This window comes from Arthrobacter sp. 01N444 (assembly GCF_056399305.1).
Window position 1 is genome coordinate 184460 of record NZ_JBFTRB010000004.1, and the last position, 17422, is coordinate 201881.

A 17422-nucleotide genomic window follows, 5' to 3' on the forward strand; every position below is an offset into this window, starting at 1 on the left:
CCGAAGCTGCAGAAACAAGAGGCAACGCGGGGTCACGTCGCGCCCATCAACCCCTTCGGGATGGACGCGACGTGACCCCGCGTTGCTGTGGTTAGGGGCGGTACCCCGAGGCGTAGTTCCGGGTGGGCCGGACGCCAGGGCGCTGCAGGGGCACCCAGAGCTTGTAGCGGTCAGCCCGGTAGTAGGACACGGAGTAGTCCACCATGGCGCGGGCCACGAACGCGTGGCGCTGGATCTTGAGCAGCGGGGTTCCGACCTCGACGTTCAGGAGACGGGCCGTGGACGGCGACGCAGCCGTCGCCTCGATCATGTCCTCGCCCCATTCCATCACCAGCCCGTAGCGTTCGCTCAGCACGTTGTAGAGCGATGTGGGCGGTTCGCCGTCCAGCAGGCCTGGAACCCGGTGGGCCGGGATGAAGTTTTCGTCCACGCTCATGGGTTCGTTGTCGGCCAGCAGGAGGCGCCGGAACCTGACAAGGGGTGTCCCCTCCTCCAACTGCAGCTCACGGGCCAGGAACGCGCTGGCGCCAATTTGTTCGAAGCTCAGGACCTTGGCGGCCGGGACCATGCCGCGGCGCTGCATCTCTTCGCTGTAGGAAGTCAGCTTTACCTGGAGATCCAGTTTGGGTTTGCGCACAAACGTGCCCAGGCCCACGACGCGTTCAATCACTTCCTCACCCACGAGGGCATCGATGGCCTGGCGCACGGTCATCCGGGCGAGGCCGAAGCGCTGGGCGAGGTCCCGTTCGGAGGGCAGCGCAGATCCGGGCGGGCACGCGGCGGCGATGTGCGCGCGGAGGATCTCGCGCAACTGCACGTAGATTGGCACCCCGCTCTGACGGTCGATCTCGCCAATCATCTTGGACGCGTTAGTGGACGCCATGGTTCAGCCTCCGGTTGCGGCCCGGCGCGGGAAATACACTCATATCTCAAGGGTAAGCCCGTGACCCGGCAGGTCTAGACCACGCCGTCGACTCAAGTCGTGCCGGGTACTCCCCCGCCGCTACCCTTGTAGGTACAGGCCAGAGCCGGGGCAATGCCGCCCGCCCGGTCTGACGGACTGCCTGCCGGACGCCCTCCATCTGGGTCACCGTTCGCGTGGCCGGCCCGTGCAGCAGCAACACGTACAGCACAACACCAGCATGAGGGAGTCCCGTTGCCAGTTCGCAAGGCAATCGTCACGGCCGCCATCGGCCTCCACGCCCGGCCCGCGGCAGTATTTGTCCGGGCTGTCACGGCGACCGGCCTCCCGGTGACCATCAGCAAGGACGGCAGGCCAGGCGTCGACGCCCGCTCGCTGCTGGAGGTCATGACCGAGGACTTCGAGTGCGGCTGTGAGGTGGAGCTGGCCGTCGCTGCGGACGCCCTCCCGGCCTCCTGCAGCCCCGCAGAGGCAGAGGGTGCGCTGGAGGAACTCCGGATCCTCTTGGAATCGGCAGCCGCCGCCTGAGGGCCTCCCCGCTCCAATTCGGCGGCCCGCAGTGCGGTGCCGCCCTCCAGGAGGGACGCTGCGCAGGCGGGCTGGGCGTGCAGGGACGCGCCGCACGCGGCCGGCAGGAACTCAAGAACCAAGACACAACGACGGCGGGCCCCACCAATGGTGGGGCCCGCCGTCGTGCGTTCTGAACTTTTAGTCCGGGTGGGCGCTAGTGCGCGTGGTCACCGCGGCTGTACTCGTAGACCCAGCCGACCAGTGCGACCACTGCCATCCCGCCGGCGATGAAGACGATCCACCAGCCTACGGCCAGGCCGAGGAACCCTGCGGCGCAGGACAGGCCCAGCATCAGCGGCCACCAGCTCCAGGGGCTGAAGTGTCCCTGCTCGCCGGCGCCTTCGTGGATCTCGGCGTCGTTGCGGTCCTCGGGGCGCATGCCCACGCGGCGGCCGGTGAAGCCGAGGTAAGCGCCGATCATGCCGGCGAGTCCGCCAACCAGCAGGATGGCCAGTGCGCCCACCCATTCAGTCCAGTTGGTCAGGTATCCGTAGATGAATGCAACGGGCACGAAGAAGAAGACGCCGAAGCCAAAGATCCTTGATTCGATTTTCACTTGGCGGTGTCCTTCTGGTCGGCGTTACCGAGAGCCGCTGCTGCCGGAGCAGGCGAATCCGCGGTGTAGGACTGGGAGAGCTCCGGGTGGTGCAGGTCCAGGGCAGGACGCTCGGAGCGGATGCGGGGCAGGGAGGTGAAGTTGTGGCGCGGCGGCGGGCAGGACGTGGCCCATTCCAGCGAGGCACCGAAGCCCCACGGGTCGTCAACTTCCACACGCTCGTTGCTGCGCCAGGTGATGTAGACGTTCCAGAAGAACGGAATCAGCGAGGCGCCGAGGACGAACGAGGCGATGGTGGAGAACTGGTTCATCCACGTGAAGTTGTCCTGCGGCATGTAGTCGGCGTAACGGCGGGGCATGCCCTCGACGCCGAGCCAGTGCTGGATCAGGAAGGTGCCGTGGAAGCCCAGGAACAGCATCCAGAAGTGGATCTTGCCGAGGCGCTCGTTGAGCATCTTGCCGGTCCACTTAGGCCACCAGAAGTAGAACCCGGCGAACATGGCGAACACGACGGTGCCGAAGACCACGTAGTGGAAGTGCGCCACAACGAAGTAGGAGTCCGAGACGTGGAAGTCCAGCGGCGGCGAGGCCAGGATGATGCCGGTGAGGCCGCCGAAAAGGAACGTCGCCAGGAAGCCGATGCTCCACAGCATGGGGGTCTCGAACGTGATGGAACCGCGCCACATGGTGCCGATCCAGTTGAAGAACTTCACACCGGTCGGAACGGCGATGAGCATCGTCATGAAGGAGAAGAACGGCAGCAGGACCGAGCCGGTGACGTACATGTGGTGGGCCCACACAGTCACGGACAGGGCGGCGATGGAGATGGTCGCGTAGACCAGGCCCTTGTAGCCGAAGATCGGCTTGCGGCTGAAGACCGGGAAGATCTCCGAGACGATGCCGAAGAACGGCAGCGCGATGATGTACACCTCAGGGTGGCCGAAGAACCAGAACAGGTGCTGCCAGAGGACGGCGCCGCCGTTCTCGGGATCGAAGATGTGCGCACCGAACCGGCGGTCGGCGCCGAGGGCAAACAGCGCGGCGGCCAGCGGCGGGAAGGCCATCAGGACCAGGATGGAGGTCACGAGGGCGTTCCAGGTGAAGATCGGCATCCGCCACATGGTCATGCCCGGGGCGCGCATGCAGATGATGGTGGTGATGAAGTTGACGGCGCCGAGGATGGTGCCGAAGCCGGAGAGCGCCAGGCCGAAGACCCAGAGGTCACCGCCCACGCCGGGGCTGAACGTCGTGTTGGACAGCGGCGCGTACGCGAACCAGCCGAACGACGCGGCACCCTGCGGGGTGATGAACCCGGAGACGGCGATCGTGGAGCCGAAGAGGAAGAACCAGAAGGCCAGCGCGTTCAATCGCGGGAAGGCGACGTCGGGGGCACCGATCTGCAGCGGCATGATGACGTTGGTGAAGCCGGCGAACAGCGGCGTCGCGAACATCAGGAGCATGACGGTGCCGTGCATGGTGAAGAGCTGGTTGTACTGCTCTTTGGTCTGCAGGATCTGCATGCCGGGCTCGAAGAGCTCGGCACGGATCAGCAGCGCCATGATGCCGCCGAAGCAGAAGAAGATGAACGACGCGATCAGGTACATGTACCCGATCGTTTTGTGGTCGGTCGAGGTGATCCAGTTGACGACGATGCGTCCCTTGGACTTCGGTACTACGGGAGCCTCGAGGATCCCGGCGGATTGAGTGTAAGTTGCCACGTCGCTCCCCTTACTTGGTTTCGGCCGGGGCCGGGTTGCGGTCGTACTCTTCACCGAGCAGGCCGGTGTTCCCGTCCTGGCGCAGCTGGTTCATGTGCGCCTGGAACTCCGACTCGGAGACAACCTTCACGCGGAACAGCATTTCGGAGTGGTACTCGCCACAGAGTTCGGCGCACTTACCGTCGTAGGTGCCCTCCCTGGTGGGCGTCAACCGGATGTAGTTGGTCTTGCCGGGAATCATGTCGCGCTTCTGCAGGAAGGCAGGAACCCAGAAGGAGTGGATGACGTCGCGCGCGTTGAGCTCGAGGTCAACCGACTTGTTGACCGGCAGGTACAGGGTGGGCAGCTTGTTCTTGTCCACGTCGTTACCGGTCAGGTGCGCCTGGACGCCCGCTTCGTGAACGTCCTCGGTGACGACGTTGCCCTTCAAGTAGTTGAAGTCCCACGCCCACTGCTTGCCGCGGACGTCGACGACGACGTCGGCCGGCGTTGAGCGGTCATCGATCGACTGCTGGTCGCGGTCGGTGAAGTAGAAGAACACCAGGACCATGAACAGCGGGATCGTCAGGTAGAACACTTCAAGCGGAAGGTTGAAGCTGTTCTGGCGCGGGAAGCCCACGGTGCCCTTGCGGCGCCGGTAAGCGACGATGCACCAGATCATCAGGCCCCAGGTGATGATGCCGACGACCAGCGCGGCAATCCATGAGTTGACCCAGAGGTCCATGATGAGGTCAGTGTGATTGGTGGTGCCACGCTCGGTGGGCAACCAGCCCTTCTGTACCTCTGGTGAACATCCAGTCAAAGCCAACGCGCCGGCTAGTGCCAAGCCAGTGATCGTAGTGATCTGTTTGCGTCGGCTGCCGGTTCGGTTCTGCGAACTCACAGACGGCCCTTCCTACTTGTTGCTGTTGCCCCGCAAATTACGGGCAGGGCAAACGAAAAGTTTTACTACTCGGTGTAGAGCTTACCGCTCCCCGGGAGTTTTCGCCCACATGTCCACACCGTGCGTCGGGAGCTTTTTGTAGGCGCCGCTCGTTGAGGATCCTGCGGCACTAAGGCCGGGCGAAATGCCCGGCCTTAGTGGAAGGAATTAGTGGAAAGAATCTCCGCAGGCGCAGGACCCGCCGGCATTCGGGTTATCGATCGTGAAGCCCTGCTTGGCGATTGTGTCCTCGAAATCGATGCTGGCACCGCTGAGGTAAGGAACGCTCATCTTGTCGACGACGACTTCGACCCCGTCGTAGTCTCGCACTGCATCCCCGTCGAGCAGCCGCTCGTCGAAGTAGAGCTGGTAAATCAGGCCGGAGCAACCGCCGGGCTGCACGGCAACGCGGAGGCGCAGATCGGTGCGGCCTTCCTGCTCCAGCAGGCTGCGGACCTTTCCAGCCGCGACGTCGGTCAGCATGACCTCGTGCGTGGCCAGCTCGCCGGCCTCGGCGGCAGAGTTGCCGGCGCTGTTTTCATTGGTTGTAGTGCTCATGGCCTACCTTCTTGCAACGGTGGTGGCGGCCCCGCTCGCACGGTGCCCGCCCCTACTTAAACGGTATGGGCTATAGCTACATGCTACTTCGCGCAGCCCTGTAGCTCTAACTTCTGACGTAACCGTGGGAGACGGCTGGATGTTCCCCGGGACCCGCCGGGCGCGGGGGCTAGAGCGCGCCTTCGTTGTTCAGGCGCGCGAGCAGCAGGGCCTCGGCGACAATTGCGTTCCGGAAGTCGCCCAGGTGCAGCGATTCGTTGGCGCTGTGGGCTCGGGAATCGGGATCCTCGACGCCGGTGACCAGGATCTGCACGTCCGGGTAGAGCTCGGTGAGGTCCGCGATGAAGGGGATCGATCCGCCGATTCCCATTTCGACGGCGGGCACGCCCCAGGCCTCGCCCAGGGCCCACATGGCCACGGACGCGGCCTTCGAGCTCGTGTCCGTCAGGAATGAGTTGCCGCTCTCCCCCGGGGTGAACACCACGTCAGCGCCGAACGGGGCGTGGGTTTCGACGTGCTGGCGGACAGCCTCCATGGCGGCTGCCGGGTCCTGCCCCGGGGCCAGGCGCAGGCTGAACTTGGCCCGGGCCCGCGGCAGCAGGGTGTTGGAAGCTACGTCCACGGCCGGGGCGTCAAAGCCGATGATGGACAGGGCGGGCTTGGTCCACATGCGTGAGGCAATGCTGCCGGTCCCGGCGAGCTTCACGCCGTCGAGCACGGAGGCGTCGGCGCGGTACTCCTCCTCGGTGAGGTCGACAACCACGTCATCGCGGCTCACCAGGCCCTTGATCGCAACGCTGCCCTCGTCGTCGTGGAGGGTCGCGATCAGGCGGGACAGCAGGGTCGGGGCGTCGAGCACGGGGCCGCCGAACATGCCCGAATGCACGGCGTGGTCCAGGACCTTGACCTCGATGGTGCCGTCCACCAGGCCGCGCAGGCTGGTGGTGAGGGCCGGAATGCCGACCTTCCAGTTGCTGGAGTCCGCCACGACGATCACGTCGGCGCGGAGCAGTTCGCGGTGGGTTTCCAGGAACTGCCGGAACGTTGGCGAGCCGGCTTCCTCTTCGCCCTCGAAGAAGAACGTCACGCCCAGGCCCAGTTCGTCACCGAGCACCCGCGTGACCGCAGAGTAGGCGGCGATGTGCGCCAGGATGCCGGCCTTGTCATCGGCGGCACCGCGGCCGAAGAGCCTGCCGTCGCGCTCGACGGCGGTAAAGGGGTCGGTTTCCCACAGTGCCAGGTCGCCAGTGGGCTGGACGTCGTGGTGGGCGTACAGCAGGACTGTCGGCTTGCCCTCCGCGGCCGGGCGGCGGGCGACGACGGCGGGCCCGCCGGGCGTCCCGTCTTCCTTGTCGCAACGGAGGATCCGGACGTCGTCGAAGCCGCTGGCCCGCACGAGGCTGGCGACGGCGTCGGCGCTGCGGTTCAACGGGGCAGGATCAAAGCTCGGCCAGGCGATGCCCGGTATGGCGACAAGGTCCGTCAGCTGGCCGATCGTCTCGTCGAACGATTCGGCAACGGCCTGGCGGAGGGCCTCGGCATCGATGGTGCCCTCGTGGTCCATGGTGGTCTGCGGGTTCCCCGCGGTAGATGAAGTCATGGCCAAAACACTACCCGTGCTCTGAATCACTACAAACAGCGTCACGCCCGGGCCTGCGCCGTGTGGGCTGGGTCTCGGGCCTGTGTCTGCGGGGTATTCTTTAGGGGTGTTTGGACGTAAAAAGGAAGCGCCATCGGCGCAGGACGTAGTTGACCAGCAGGCATCCGAGGCAGCAGCCCGTAGCGCCGTGACCGGCAAGGGCGCACCCACGCCCAAGCGCAGCGCCCAGGAGGCGGCCCGCAAGCGGCCCCTCGTGCCGGAGGACCGCAAGGCTTCCAAGGCGGCCGAGCGCGCCGCCGTCACGGAGCAGCGGCTCAAGATGCGGCAGGCCATGGACACCGGTGACGAGAAGTTCCTGCCGCTGCGGGACAAGGGTCCGCAGAAGCGGTTCGCCCGCGATTTCGTCGATGCCCGCTTCAGCCTTGGCGAGTTCCTCATGTTCGGCGCCCTGCTGTTTGTCATCATCTCCTTGCTCGTGCCGGCCTCCAGCGCACAGATGGTCTACGTCCTGGGCGCATTCTGGGTCATGTTCCTCGCGGTCTTCGTGGACGTCTTCATCCTCTCCCGCAAGCTCAAGAAACGGCTCGGCGAAAAGTTCGGCGACGTCGAGCGCGGCACGGTCTGGTACGGCTCCATGCGCTCCCTGCAGTTCCGCCGCCTGCGCCTGCCCAAGCCCCAGGTCCGGCGCGGCGAGTTCCCCGCCTGACCTTCCCTTCCACGATTCTTCAACCAAGAAGCCCCCGGCAGTCACCTGCCGGGGGCTTTCTTGGTTGCGGCGACCGGTCCGGGCCCGATCGCAGCGTAAGGTCTAGCGCCGGCTCGGGTGGGTGGCCAGCAGCCGGTTGATGCGGGCGGCCCAGAAAGGCCCCTCGTAAAGGAACGCCGTGTAGCCCTGGACGAGGGTGGCGCCGGCGTCCAGCCGTTCCTGCACATCCTGTGCCGTTTCGACGCCGCCCACCGAGACCAGGGTCAGCGCCCCGCCGGTTACGGACTTGAGCCGGGCCAGGACCTCCAGGGACCGTTTCTTCAGGGGCGCCCCGGAAAGACCTCCTGCTCCGCACGCCTCGACGTTGTCGGGGCTGGAGGCGAGCCCGGTGCGGGCGATCGTGGTGTTGGTGGCGATGATGCCGTCCAGCTTCAGGTCAAGCGCCAGGCGCGCGACGTCGTCGATGTCCTCATCACTGAGGTCGGGCGCGATCTTGACCAGGAGGGGAACGTGGCGGCCGGCGGCCTTGTCCGCCTCCTCCCCCACTGCGGCCAGCAGCGGACGCAGGGTCTCCACGTCCTGCAGCAGCCGAAGCCCGGGGGTGTTGGGCGAGCTGACGTTCACCACGAGATAATCCGCTGCGGGGGCCAGGCTGCGCGCGCTGATCAGGTAATCGGACACCGCATCCTCGAGCCCGACCACCTTGCTCTTGCCGATGTTCACCCCGATCACCGGCCGGACGCCGGGGTGCTGGCGCTGCAGGGCGGCGCGGGCGGACTTCAGGCGCGGGGCCACCGCCGCGGCGCCGTCGTTGTTGAATCCCATGCGGTTGATGACGGCCCTGTCCTCCACGAGGCGGAACAGCCGCGGCGCCGGGTTCCCGGGCTGGGCCTGGCCGGTGATGGTGCCGACCTCCACATGGCCGAAGCCGAGCTCCGCCAGCGCCTCGATGCCGTGACCTTCCTTGTCGAAGCCGGCCGCAAGGCCGAACGGGGACGGGAAGGTCAGGCCTAACGCCTGGGTCTGCAGCGACGCCGCGGGGGCGGTGAACTTCTGCAGCAACCGCCCGGCACCGCAGCTGTGGGCGAGACGAATGGCCTTGAACCCGATCTTATGGGCGCGTTCGGCGTCCATCCATGAGAAGGCCAGCCGGAAAAATGTGGGATATACGCGCATGCCTCTAGTTTTCCGGTTCGGGCCGCGCAGACCAAACCAGCGCGCGCGCCGGCACGGTTGTGACTGCCGTTGTGACTGCCCGTTGTGACTGCGGTTGTGACTGCGGCGCCCCGCGCCCCGGGCCCGGCGGCGGAAGTGCTCCGACGCGAGTTAGCATGAAGCCATGACCAGCAATGAGGGTGTCGGAACGGGCGGCCGTGGGGCTTCGGGTCGCGGGATCGAGGCCGACGTGGTGGTGGTCGGCGCCGGCCTGGCAGGGCTCGTGGCCGCGGCCCAGGCCTATGCGGCCGGCCGCCGGGTGGCGGTGCTCGATCAGGAACCCGAGGCCTCCGTCGGCGGCCAGGCGCACTGGTCCTTCGGCGGCCTCTTCATGGTCAACACTCCGGAACAGCGGCGGCTAGGGGTGCGGGACAGCGAAGATCTGGCCCTCGCCGACTGGCATGCGTCCGCGGGATTCGACCGGCCGCAGGACGCCCTGGCAAAGGAGTGGGCGGCGGCGTACGTGAACTTCGCCGCCGGTGAGAAGCGTGCCTGGCTCGCCTCGCTGGGCGTCGGGCTGTTTCCCCTGGTGCAGTGGGCCGAACGCGGCGGCTACGGCCCGGACGGCCACGGCAACACTGTCCCGCGCTTCCATGTCGCGTGGGGCACGGGCCCTGCGCTGGTGGCCCCCTTCCTTGCCAAACTGCGCGAAGGCGAAGCCGCCGGCCGCGTGTCCTTCCATTTCCGCCACCGCGCCACCGGGCTCGTGAAAACCGCGGGCCGGGTGAGCGGCGTGCGCGGCGAACTGCTCGAAGCCAGTGGCGCAGGCCGGGGCGAAAGCTCTTCCCGACGCCCGGACGGTACTTTCGAGGCTGCGGCCGCGGCCGTGGTGGTGACATCCGGCGGCATCGGCGGCAACCACGATGTGGTCCGCAAGCAATGGCCGGGCGGCGCGGCGCCGGAGCGGATGTTGAGTGGCGTTCCGGCATCCGTGGACGGGGACTTCCTCCCGGCCGTGGGCCGCGCCGGCGGACACCTCATCAACGGGGACCGGATGTGGCATTACCCGGAGGGTATCCACAACCATGCCCCGGTCTGGCCGCGGCACGGCATCCGGATCCTGCCCGGACCGTCGGCCCTGTGGCTGGACGCGACGGGGCGGATGCTCCCGCCTCCCCTGTTTCCGGGTTTCGATTCGCTCGGCGCCCTGCGCCACATCCTGGCCACGGGACATGCCCATTCATGGTTCGTCTTGAACCGCAGCATCGCGCTGAAGGAGTTCGCGCTGTCAGGATCCGAGCAGAACCCGGATCTCACGGGCAAGGACGTCCGTCGGCTGGTCTCACGGCTGAAGCCCGGCAGCGATACACCGCTGCAGCGGTTCCTGGACCGCGGGGTCGACTTCCTGCAGGCAGCGGACCCCGCCGGGCTCGCCGGGCAGATGAACGATCTGACGGGCGGGCAGCTCATCGACCCCGCTGCCCTGGAGCAGCTGATCCGCGACCGGGACCGGCAGTTTGCCAGCGGGATGGGCAAGGATCCGCAGCTGGCGGCGATCCGGGCAGCGCGGCGTTTCGCCACCGACAAGATCATGAGGGTCGCCCCGCCGCACCGGCTGCTGGATCCGCGGCACGGTCCCCTGCTCGCCGTCCGGCTCTCGGTCCTGACGCGCAAGAGCCTTGGCGGTGTGCAGACGGACCTGCAGTCGCGGGTCCTGGATGCCGCCGGGCAGCCCGTGCCCGGGCTGTTCGCGGCCGGTGAAGCCGCAGGGTTTGGCGGCGGCGGAATCCACGGCTACCGGGCCCTCGAGGGAACGTTCCTGGGCGGATGCCTCTTCTCCGGACGTTCCGCGGGCCGGGCCGCTGCGTCCGCGTCCTAGTCCGGGCAGGCTCTCAGCAACACAGGAGGAAAGTCGATGCAGTGGCGGACCGACATTCTCGGGGATGATTTCCAGGCGTGCACCTTTGAGGCCGTCAGCCCTGACGGTGTGCTGCGCACTGCCACCCTGGTCCGCCATACCCCGCTCCCGCCGGCACCATCGGCGCTGCCGGCCCGGGCGGTGCTGTTCCTGCACGGCTGGAGTGACTACTTCTTCAATGAGGAGCTCGCGGAATTCTGGGCGGGGCAGGGGTTTGAGTTTTTCGCCCTCGACATGCACAACCATGGCCGCAGCCTGCGTCCGGGCACCCACGGCGGCTACGTCGCGGACCTGGACAACTACGACGCCGAGATCACTGCAGCGCTCGGGATCATCGGTTCCCTCAGGCCGGACGGTGCGGCGCCGCAGGTGACGCTGATGGGACACTCCACCGGCGGCCTGATCGCGGCGCTGTGGGCCGACCGGCATCCGGGGATGGTGTCACAACTGGTCCTGGACAGCCCATGGCTGGAAGTCCACGGCAGCCCCGCCCTGCGCCGGGCCGCGCGGACCATGGTGGAGCCGTTCGCCCGGTTCTGGCCGGAGTCGGTGATCCGGCTGCCTGAGCGGGCCTTCTACTGGCGCAGCATCAGCAGCGCCGCGGAAGGCGAATGGGCCCTGGACGATGCCTACCGTCCGCCGCACGCCTTTCCGGTCCGCGCCGGCTGGCTCAGCGCCGTGCTCGCCGGGCAGTCCAAGGTGGCGCGTGGCCTGAACATCGATGTGCCCATCCTGGTGCTCATCTCGGGCGCCAGCGCCAACGGGATGTTCTGGAAGGAGTCCATGCGCCGCACGGACGCGGTCCTGGACGTGAACACAATCGCCCTCCGCGCGCTCAGCCTGGGCCGCACCGTGACGCTGGAGCGGATTGACGGCGCCCTGCATGACGTCTTCCTCTCCGCCCCGCGGGTCCGCGCGGACGCCTATGCCCGGCTGTCCCGGTGGATCAGGGCGTACGTCTACGACTGACGCGGATCAGCTGACCTGGCCGCCCGCGGCGGGAGCGGCGTCGATGGCTCCACCGTAGCGGCGGTCCCGCTGTGCATAGATCTCGACGGCATCCCACAGCGTCCGCCGGTCCACGTCCGGCCACAGGGTGTCCATGAACACGAACTCGGCATAGGCCGACTGCCAGAGCATGAAGTTGGAGAGCCGCTGTTCCCCGGAACTGCGCAGGAACAGGTCCACGTCGGGCAGGTCCGGCTCGTCGAGGAACTTCTGGATGGTCCGCTCGGTGATGGCCCCCGGCTTCAGCCGGCCCTGGGCCACTTCCTCCGCGATCGCGGAGACGGCGTCGGCGATCTCGGCCCGTCCGCCGTAGTTGACGCACATGTTCAAGGTGCAGGTGCTGTTGCCCCGGGTGTAGTCCTCGGCCTCTTCGAGTTCGCGGATCACCGAGCCCCACAGCTTCGGGCGCCGCCCGGACCAGCGGATCCGTACCCCCCATTCATCGAGCTGGTTCCGCTGCCGGCGCAGGACGTCCTTGTTGAAGCCCATCAGGAAGCGCACCTCCTCAGGGGACCGCCGCCAGTTCTCGGTGGAGAAGGCGTACACACTGACGTATTCGATCCCCAGCTCGATCGCGCCGGCCATGACGTCCAGCAGGGCAGGCTCCCCTGCTTTGTGGCCCTCGATCCGGGGCAGGCCGCGCTGGTTCGCCCAGCGCCCGTTGCCGTCCATGACGATCGCCACATGCCGCGGGATGAACTCCGCGGGAATCGCGGGCGGAACAGCGCCGGACGGATGCGGGTAGGGAGCCACCACCGGGGTGGTCCGCCGCGGACCGTTGGACTGTTTCGTCTGGCTTTTCTCCAGGTTCTTTCCCAGGCTTCTTCCCAATGCCACTTTTACGTTCGCTCCACATGTTTGAGGGATTTCAGGACTCGTTCCAGGTGCCACTGGAGGTAGCTGGCTACCAGGCCTGCCGCTTCCCGGCGGTGGACGGACGCGGAGGCATCCGCCGTCGTCCAGTTTCCGGTGAGCAGGGCACCCATGAGGAGCACTGTCTCCGGGGCTGGCGCGGGCGATCCCGGCGGCCGGCACCCGTGGCAGACCATGCCGCCGAGCGGCGCGGAAAAGGCGGTGTGCGGCCCGGGCACACCGCACCGGGCGCAGTCGGTGAAGCTGGGCGCCCAGCCGCCGGTCGCGAGGGCGCGGAGCAGGTAGGAATCCAGGATGAGTTCGGGGGCGTGGTCGCCCCGGCTCAGGGACGCGAGGGCCCCCACCAGCAGGTTGTACTGGGCGGTGCCGGCTTCGCCGTCGACGTCGGTGAGCTTCTCCGCCGTCTCGGTCATGGCGGCCGCCACCGTGTACCGGCCATAGTCCGCGGCGATGTTCCCGCCGTAGGCGCCCTTGGCCACGGCCTGCGTGACGACGTCCAGGGTGCGTCCGGAAATCAGCTGGAGATCGGCCACCATGAACGGTTCCAGCCTGGCGCCGAACCGGCTGCTGGTGCGCCGGACCCCCTTGGCCACCGCCCGCACCTGGCCGTGGTGCTTGGTCAGCAGGGTGATGATCCGGTCGGCCTCGCCCAGCTTATGGGTGCGCAGCACGACGGCGTCATCACGGTAGGCACGCGCTGCAAAGGATTGTTGGACCACAGTTAATCTTCGCACTGTCTTTACGGAATCACGGCATGGGCAGCGCCGCCGAGGCAGAACGGTAAAAGACTGAGATAAAAGACTGAGGCAAAATACTGCGCCGCCGGAGTGTTCCGGCGGCGCAGTCATGCATTGGTTCGCCAGTGCCTGCCCGTCCGGGGACGGATCAGGCGCGGACGGATCAGGCGCGGGCGTCCCGGATGGCGCGGTTCACGGCCGAGATGACGGCCTTGAGGGCTGACGTGCTCGTGTTGGCATCGATCCCCACGCCCCAGAGCACGCGCTCCCCCACGGCGCATTCGACATACGCGGCGGCCAGGGCACTGCCACCCTCGGAGAGTGCGTGTTCGCTGTAGTCCAGGACCCGGACGTCCACGCCGTCCTCGCGCAGGATGCTCAGCAGGGCCGCGATGGGGCCGTTCCCGGTCCCGGTCCGGCGGACCTGGGTCCCGTCGATCTTCAGGGCGGCGGTCAGGGTCATGTCGCCGTCTTCGTCCGTCTCCGTGCTGATCGAACCGAGGGCGTAGCGGCCCCACTGCGTGTCGGCAGAGCCCGAGGGCAGGTATTCGTCCTGGAAGACCTGCCACAGCTGGGGTCCGCTGACTTCTCCGCCGACCGTGTCGGTCCGTTTCTGGATGACGCCGGAGAACTCGATCTGGGCGCGGCGCGGCAGGTCCAGGCTGTGCTCGTTCTTGAGCAGGTAGGCGACGCCGCCCTTGCCGGACTGCGAGTTGACCCGGATGACCGCCTCGTAGCTCCGGCCGAGGTCCTTCGGGTCCACCGGCAGGTACGGGACTTGCCACGTGTAGTCGGCCACGTCCTTGCCCGCCGCGGCCGCGTCCTTTTCGAGGGCCTCCAGGCCCTTCTTGATCGCGTCCTGGTGCGAACCGGAGAACGCCGTGAAGACGAGGTCTCCGCCGTACGGGGACCGCTCGGCCACCGGCAGCTGGTTGCAGTACTCCACCGTGCGGCGGATTTCGTCGATGTCGGAGAAGTCGATCATCGGGTCGATGCCCTGGACGAACATGTTCAGGCCCAGGGTCACCAGGTCCACGTTGCCGGTCCGCTCGCCGTTGCCGAAGAGACAGCCCTCGATCCGGTCTGCCCCGGCCAGGTAGCCCAGCTCGGCGGCGGCGACGCCGGTGCCGCGGTCGTTATGCGGGTGCAGGGACAGGATGATGCCTTCGCGCGGGTGCAGATTCCGGCTCATCCACTCGATGGAGTCGGCGTAGACATTGGGGGTGGCCATTTCCACGGTGGCAGGCAGGTTGATGATGACCTGACGGTCCGCCGAGGCCTCGAAGACGTCGGCGATCGCGTTGCAGACCCTGATGGCGTACTCCAGCTCGGTGCCGGTGAAGGACTCGGGCGAGTATTCGTAGGTGATGTGCGTATCGGCGAGGGTTTCCTCGTACTTCTTGCACAACCGCGCACCCTGCAGGGCGATGTCGAGGATGCCGTCCTCGTCCTGGTTGAAGACCACACGGCGCTGCAGGACGGACGTGGAGTTGTAGAGGTGGACGATTGCCTGCTTCGCCCCGACCAGGGACTCATAGGTCCGCTCGATCAGGTGTTCGCGGGCCTGGGTCAGCACCTGGATCGTGACGTCGTCCGGGATGTGGTTGCCCTCGATCAGCTGCCGGACGAAGTCGAAGTCCGTCTGCGATGCCGAGGGGAACCCGACCTCGATCTCCTTGTAGCCCATCCGGACCAGCAGGTCGAACATCTTCAGCTTGCGGGCCGGGCTCATGGGATCGATGAGGGCCTGGTTGCCGTCGCGCAGGTCCACGGCGCACCAGCGCGGGGCCTTGGTGATGACTTTGTCCGGCCAGGTGCGGTCCGGCAGTTCAACGGTGATCTGGTCCTGGAACGGGATGTAACGGTGGACCGGCATTCCTGAGGGCTTCTGTGCGTTTCGCATTACAATCGGGGCCTTTTCTGTGATTCTTGGTGAAAGGGTGGCCGGGCAACACAAACTCCGCAGCGAGGGTGGGCCTTGCGCTAGATCGCGTCTGAGGCCTCGCCGCGGCAGCTAAGAAGGAGCAGTTCTGCGCGCACCTTTTCACAGTAACACGGGTGCGTAAGATGAAGGAGCCAGACCACCGTAACGTCCACCATGCAGACCGCGCGCCGGCAAACGCTCCGGGCCGGACTGCCTCTCAAAGGAGCATCCGTGCCACTTTCGGGGATCGATCTGTCCACCATCGACGCCAGCGTCCGCCCGCAGGATGACCTGTACCAGCATGTGAATGGCGGCTGGCTCAACACTACGGTCATCCCGGACGACCGACCGCTGGAGGGCACCTTCACCGCCTTGCGCGACGCGTCGGAGCTCGCGGTGAAGGAGATCATCGAGCAGGCCGCCGCACGCGGTGCGGAGGCGACCGGCATCGAGCGCAAGATCGGGGACCTGTACAACAGCTTCATGGACGAAGCGGCGGTCGAGGCCAAGGGCCTGGACCCGCTCCGGGCGCGGCTGGCGCAGGTGTTCGCGACGACGTCGGTGCCCGAACTCGTGGCGCTGGCCGGACGGCTGTTCCGCGCCGATGTGTCCGGGCTCTTTTATATTTACCCCGCCCCGGATGCCGGAAACCCGGACCGGGTCCTGCTCTACACGGGCCAGGGCGGCCTCGGCCTGCCGGATGAGTCTTATTACCGGGAAGCGAAGTTCGCCCCGATGGTCCAGGCCTACCGTGCACACGTGGGGGCCATGCTGGGCCTCGCGGAGGTTGCCGACCCTGAGGGGGCTGCCGGACGCGTGGTGGCTCTGGAAACTGCGCTGGCTTCGCACCACTGGGACAACGTGACATTGCGGAATCCGCAAAAGACGTACAACTTGAAGTCCGCCGCAGAAGCCGCGGAGCTGTTCCCCCTGCTGGCGGACTGGTTCGACGCGGCCGGCATCGAGCCGGAGAAGCGCGCCGAGCTGGTGGTGAGCACCCCCGACTTCTTCTCCGGCGCGGCCTCGCTGCTGGATTCCGAACCGCTGGCGATCTGGCAGGAATGGCTCGCCATGCGCGTGGTCAGCGCGGCCGCCCCGTACCTGTCTTCCGAGTTCGTGGACGCGAACTTCGCGTTCTATGGCACCACCCTGAGCGGTACGCCGCGGATCAAGGACCGCTGGAAGCGCGGCGTCGCGGTGGTCGAGGCGGCCCTGGGTGAGGCGGTCGGGCAGATCTACGTGGCCGGACACTTCCCGGAGGGGCACAAGGCGCGCATGCAGACCCTCGTGGCCAACCTGATCGAGGCGTACCGCGAGTCCATCACCGGGCTGACCTGGATGGGCGAGGCAACCAAGCTCGAGGCCCTGAAGAAGCTGGACTCCTTCCGCGCCAAGATCGGCTTCCCGGATAAGTGGATCGACTACTCCGCGGTGGAGATCGACCCCGCCGATCTGCTGGGGAACGTGGAGCGCGCGCACAGCGCCGACGTCGACCGCCACCTCGACGAGGTCGGCAAGCCCGTGGACCGCGAGAAGTGGCTGATGACGCCCCAGACAGTCAACGCCTACTACCATCCGCTCCTGAACGAGATCGTGTTCCCTGCGGCCATGCTGCAGCCCCCGTTCTTCACTGCCGACGCCGATGACGCCGTCAACTACGGCGGCATCGGTGCCGTGATCGGCCATGAAATCGGCCACGGCTTCGATGACCAGGGCTCGCAGTACGACGGCAGCGGCCTGCTGCGCAACTGGTGGACGGAGGATGACCGCACCGCGTTCGAGGCTCTGGCCGCCCGGCTCGTGGCGCAGTTCGATGCCCTTTCCCCCACGGCAGCCCCCGGCCACACAGTCAACGGCAAGCTGACCTTGGGCGAGAACATCGGCGACCTGGGCGGGCTCACCATCGGCTACAAGGCCTACCTGATCAGCCTCGACGGGCAGGAACCGCCGGTGCTCGATGGCCTGACCGGGGTGCAGCGTTTCTTCGCGTCCTGGGCCGCGGGGTGGCGGCAGGTCATCCGGACCGAAGAGGCCATCCGCCGGCTGGCGACGGATCCGCACTCCCCAAACGAGTTCCGCACGAACGCCATCGCCAAGAACCTCGACGCCTTCCATGCAGCATTCGGCGTCACGGACCGGGACGGCATGTGGATGGCACCGCAGGAGCGCGTCAGCATCTGGTGACCGGGGGCCCGGTCACTGGCACCGACCCAGCCGGGGAGGGCTGTGCGTACACGCTTGCGTGAATACATCGA

15 protein-coding genes are annotated in these 17422 nt (G+C 67.0%); 5 read left to right on the plus strand and 10 right to left on the minus strand.

The features are described 5' to 3' along the window. Positions 1-91 precede the first annotated feature (91 nt). Entirely contained in the window at positions 92-883 is a 792-nt protein-coding gene (locus tag AC1DKN_RS07250; protein ID WP_028276728.1) for a GntR family transcriptional regulator, read from the minus strand. 273 nt (positions 884-1156) lie between these two features. On the opposite strand from AC1DKN_RS07250, the gene AC1DKN_RS07255 reads away from it, so the two are divergent. Beyond that, a complete protein-coding gene (locus tag AC1DKN_RS07255; protein ID WP_028276727.1) occupies positions 1157-1450 on the plus strand; it encodes an HPr family phosphocarrier protein in 294 nt (97 codons plus the stop codon). Positions 1451-1646: 196 nt separating this feature from the next. Here the strand turns inward: AC1DKN_RS07255 and AC1DKN_RS07260 are convergent, their stop codons facing one another. The 5 genes from AC1DKN_RS07260 to AC1DKN_RS07280 all read right to left on the minus strand — a co-directional run bounded on the left by AC1DKN_RS07260 (position 1647) and on the right by AC1DKN_RS07280 (position 6846). Further along, positions 1647-2048, minus strand: coding sequence for a cytochrome c oxidase subunit 4 (locus AC1DKN_RS07260; RefSeq protein ID WP_018773077.1), 402 nt, complete (start codon positions 2046-2048; stop codon positions 1647-1649). Continuing rightward, the gene (gene ctaD, locus AC1DKN_RS07265) at positions 2045-3766 is read right to left on the minus strand and encodes an aa3-type cytochrome oxidase subunit I (RefSeq protein ID WP_223917347.1); all 1722 of its coding nucleotides are present in this window, start codon (positions 3764-3766) and stop codon (positions 2045-2047) included. The genes AC1DKN_RS07260 and ctaD overlap by 4 nt, the downstream gene beginning before the upstream one ends. 10 nt (positions 3767-3776) lie before the next feature. After that, a complete protein-coding gene (gene ctaC, locus AC1DKN_RS07270) occupies positions 3777-4649 on the minus strand; it encodes an aa3-type cytochrome oxidase subunit II (RefSeq protein WP_028276725.1) in 873 nt (290 codons plus the stop codon). Between the two features lie 207 nt (positions 4650-4856). Then, positions 4857-5246 carry a HesB/IscA family protein gene (locus AC1DKN_RS07275; protein WP_028276724.1) on the minus strand — a complete coding sequence of 130 codons (390 nt, stop codon included), beginning with the start codon at positions 5244-5246 and terminating at the stop codon, positions 4857-4859. A 169-nt stretch (positions 5247-5415) separates the two neighbouring features. Then, the gene (locus tag AC1DKN_RS07280; RefSeq protein ID WP_476870880.1) at positions 5416-6846 is read right to left on the minus strand and encodes a M20/M25/M40 family metallo-hydrolase; all 1431 of its coding nucleotides are present in this window, start codon (positions 6844-6846) and stop codon (positions 5416-5418) included. A gap of 106 nt (positions 6847-6952) precedes the next feature. On the opposite strand from AC1DKN_RS07280, the gene AC1DKN_RS07285 reads away from it, so the two are divergent. Further along, positions 6953-7552 (plus strand): DUF3043 domain-containing protein, encoded by a 600-nt coding sequence (locus AC1DKN_RS07285; RefSeq protein ID WP_223917351.1) that lies wholly within the window; start codon positions 6953-6955, stop codon positions 7550-7552. A 102-nt stretch (positions 7553-7654) separates the two neighbouring features. Here AC1DKN_RS07285 and AC1DKN_RS07290 read toward each other — a convergent pair whose 3' ends face one another. Next, complete coding sequence (locus AC1DKN_RS07290; protein WP_476870881.1) at positions 7655-8728, minus strand: quinone-dependent dihydroorotate dehydrogenase; 1074 nt, start codon at positions 8726-8728, stop codon at positions 7655-7657. A 163-nt stretch (positions 8729-8891) separates the two neighbouring features. Here AC1DKN_RS07290 and AC1DKN_RS07295 point away from each other — a divergent pair, with 163 nt between their 5' ends. Together AC1DKN_RS07295 and AC1DKN_RS07300 are read left to right on the plus strand one after the other, a co-directional pair. Next, positions 8892-10586, plus strand: a complete 1695-nt coding sequence (locus AC1DKN_RS07295) for an FAD-binding dehydrogenase (protein WP_476870882.1) — start codon at positions 8892-8894, stop codon at positions 10584-10586. 36 nt (positions 10587-10622) lie between these two features. Beyond that, a complete protein-coding gene (locus tag AC1DKN_RS07300) occupies positions 10623-11594 on the plus strand; it encodes an alpha/beta hydrolase (RefSeq protein WP_476849260.1) in 972 nt (323 codons plus the stop codon). A gap of 6 nt (positions 11595-11600) precedes the next feature. Here AC1DKN_RS07300 and AC1DKN_RS07305 read toward each other — a convergent pair whose 3' ends face one another. The 3 genes from AC1DKN_RS07305 to leuA form a co-directional block, all read right to left on the minus strand. Then, positions 11601-12452, minus strand: coding sequence for an isoprenyl transferase (locus AC1DKN_RS07305; RefSeq protein ID WP_476849340.1), 852 nt, complete (start codon positions 12450-12452; stop codon positions 11601-11603). A 20-nt stretch (positions 12453-12472) separates the two neighbouring features. Then, entirely contained in the window at positions 12473-13225 is a 753-nt protein-coding gene (gene recO / locus AC1DKN_RS07310; RefSeq protein WP_476870883.1) for a DNA repair protein RecO, read from the minus strand. Between the two features lie 181 nt (positions 13226-13406). Continuing rightward, the gene (gene leuA / locus AC1DKN_RS07315) at positions 13407-15146 is read right to left on the minus strand and encodes a 2-isopropylmalate synthase (RefSeq protein ID WP_028276716.1); all 1740 of its coding nucleotides are present in this window, start codon (positions 15144-15146) and stop codon (positions 13407-13409) included. Between the two features lie 252 nt (positions 15147-15398). On the opposite strand from leuA, the gene AC1DKN_RS07320 reads away from it, so the two are divergent. Then, positions 15399-17351 (plus strand): M13 family metallopeptidase, encoded by a 1953-nt coding sequence (locus tag AC1DKN_RS07320; RefSeq protein WP_476870884.1) that lies wholly within the window; start codon positions 15399-15401, stop codon positions 17349-17351. The last annotated feature ends 71 nt before the right edge of the window (positions 17352-17422 follow it).